Raw genomic sequence first — 1,983 nt, 5'->3', positions numbered from 1 at the left:
CCACCGCTCCGTGCGGTGGCCGGCCTCCCTGGACGACGGTCGCCTTCTCTTCATCTCACCGTTACGAGCAGGCTCGCGCCGCCGTCCAGGCCGACGTCACCCCACCTTCTCGATCAGCGCGCGGCGGATCAGGAACTTGCCGGGTTCGCGGACCTGTTCGAAGGCGGAGTTGTTCAGCAGGACACAACTGCCCGAGACCGAGGTGACCTCGACGGTCGTGGACTTGTTGTTGTCCAGGTTGGTCACCCGCAGCTTCGTACCTGCCGGAAACTCGTTGCTGGACGCGGCCGGGGCGCCGCCCTCACCGGAGAGGGTGACGGTGGAGCCGTTGCAGACCTGCTCGCCGGCGCCGGCGCCGGCGTTCCCCGTGTCACCGGTGTCCTCGGCGCCGCCCGTGTCCCCGGCGCCGCCCGCGTTCCCCGCGGCCTCGTCGCCCTGGGGGTCCTGAGCCGACCCCCCGGTCTCCGTGGCCGGCGCGGACGGCTGCGCGGGCTGTGCGGCCTGGGAGCCCTGAGCCGACTCCCCGACGACGCAGTCCGACGCCTTCTGCTGGACCTTGATCTGAGCGATGACCGCCTCGCGGTTGGCGATCCGGGCCGTCGACTGGGCGTCGGGGTTCGCCTTCTGGTCCGCGATGAACCGCTCGTTGTTGCCGAGCGCGGTGGCCAGCCCCTGGCAGACACTTGACTCCGCCGCGGTCTGCGCCGCGTTCGACGTGGCCGCCATGGTGAAGGCCCCGCCTCCCGCCACCGCCGCCGCGGTCACGAACAGTGCGACCTTCTTCTTCGTGCTGAGCGTTCTCCTACGCGACATGCGCGCCTCCTGTTCCCGGCGGGCCTTCGGATCGGCCGCCGGATCGGACGAGTACGCCGCTACGTACGAGATCCCGAACGAAGCTACTCAACGGTCACAGCAAACTCTCAAGTAACCCACGTCACACGAAGATCGGGCCCGGACCTCCGAATCGTCCTCTACCTGGACAGAGCGTCCCGCACCGCCTCGTCCGTACGGGCGACCACCGCCGTGCCGTCGTCCGCGGTGATGATCGGCCGCTGGATGAGCTTCGGGTGCTCGGCGAGCGCCTTGATCCATCGGTCGCGCGCACCGGCGTCCCGGCCCCACTCCTTGAGGCCGAGCTCCTTGGCGGTGGCCTCCTGGGTACGGGTGATGTCCCACGGTTCGAGCCCGAGCCGGTCCAGTACGGCGCGGATCTCGTCCTCGCTCGGGACGTCCTCCAGGTAGCGGCGGACGGTGTAGTCGGCGCCCTCGGCGTCGAGCAGGCTGATCGCGCTGCGGCACTTGGAACAGGCCGGATTGATCCAGATCTCCATGCCGCCCACCGTAGCCAACCGTGCGCGAAAACCCGTGTTCCACCTCTGTCACAGGAGCCCTCAGAAGCCTTCTGGCCAGGGGCGATTGTCAGTGGGGGGTAGTAAAATAGAAGCAGTGTTCGAGGGTTGTCGACGGGGGATTCCGTCGCCGCCCAGACCGCGACAGGAGGATGTCCGTGCCCGCTGCCGCACTGAAGTCGAAGCCGTTGCCCACCCAGTCCACCGCCCAGCATCCCGTCCTGCTCGACCTGCCCTACGCGCCGGTGGTGAAGCACACGCTGCCGCCGGGCCGTCCGCGTGAGTGGTACATCACCCACAACCGGCGTCTGAAGGCCATGCGCCTTGCGATCGCCCTGCTCGACTCCGGTGTCCACATGCCGAACCAGGCGCGCAACGAGACGATCCGGAGCACGGCGGAGGCCATCGGTGTGCACCCGCCGTCGGACACCACGTGCCACATGGTGCGGGCGCTGATGCGTTACAGCCGCTGATGCGGTACGGCCGCTGACGCCGCCCGGCCGATCTTCCGGTGCCGTCCACTCCGCGGGGGTGGGCGGCATCGGTGTTGGGGGGTATCGGCGTTGGGGGGAGGGGGAGGGGCGGTGTCCCGCCGGCAGGGTGGGGCGGGGTTCGGCCGCGCCAGGGGGTGATT

At 69.5% G+C, this 1,983-nt stretch carries 3 protein-coding genes; 1 reads left to right on the top strand and 2 read right to left on the bottom strand.

The window, feature by feature from the left end:
- Positions 1 to 96: 96 nt before the first annotated feature.
- Both ACFU53_RS47875 and ACFU53_RS47870 read right to left on the bottom strand, forming a co-directional pair.
- On the bottom strand, positions 97 to 813 hold the full coding sequence (locus ACFU53_RS47875) for a hypothetical protein (RefSeq protein WP_384006934.1): 717 nt from the start codon (positions 811 to 813) through the stop codon (positions 97 to 99).
- Positions 814 to 971: 158 nt separating this feature from the next.
- The gene (locus ACFU53_RS47870) at positions 972 to 1,331 is read right to left on the bottom strand and encodes an arsenate reductase family protein (RefSeq protein WP_384006930.1); all 360 of its coding nucleotides are present in this window, start codon (positions 1,329 to 1,331) and stop codon (positions 972 to 974) included.
- A gap of 176 nt (positions 1,332 to 1,507) precedes the next feature.
- Here ACFU53_RS47870 and ACFU53_RS47865 point away from each other — a divergent pair, with 176 nt between their 5' ends.
- Entirely contained in the window at positions 1,508 to 1,822 is a 315-nt protein-coding gene (locus tag ACFU53_RS47865) for a hypothetical protein (RefSeq protein ID WP_384006927.1), read from the top strand.
- Positions 1,823 to 1,983 lie beyond the last annotated feature (161 nt).

The sequence above is a fragment of the Streptomyces sp. NPDC057474 genome, assembly GCF_042802555.1.
GTDB lineage: Bacteria > Actinomycetota > Actinomycetes > Streptomycetales > Streptomycetaceae > Streptomyces.
Note: the sequence above shows the minus strand (reverse complement) of the source record. Positions and strands in the feature narration are given on the sequence as shown.

Excerpts from the sequence above, each read along its gene's own strand:
- ACFU53_RS47870 (WP_384006930.1), bottom strand. The coding sequence starts at position 1,331 with ATGGAGATCTGGATCAATCCGGCCTGTTCCAAGTGCCGCAGCGCGATC.
- ACFU53_RS47875 (WP_384006934.1), bottom strand. The coding sequence starts at position 813 with ATGTCGCGTAGGAGAACGCTCAGCACGAAGAAGAAGGTCGCACTGTTC.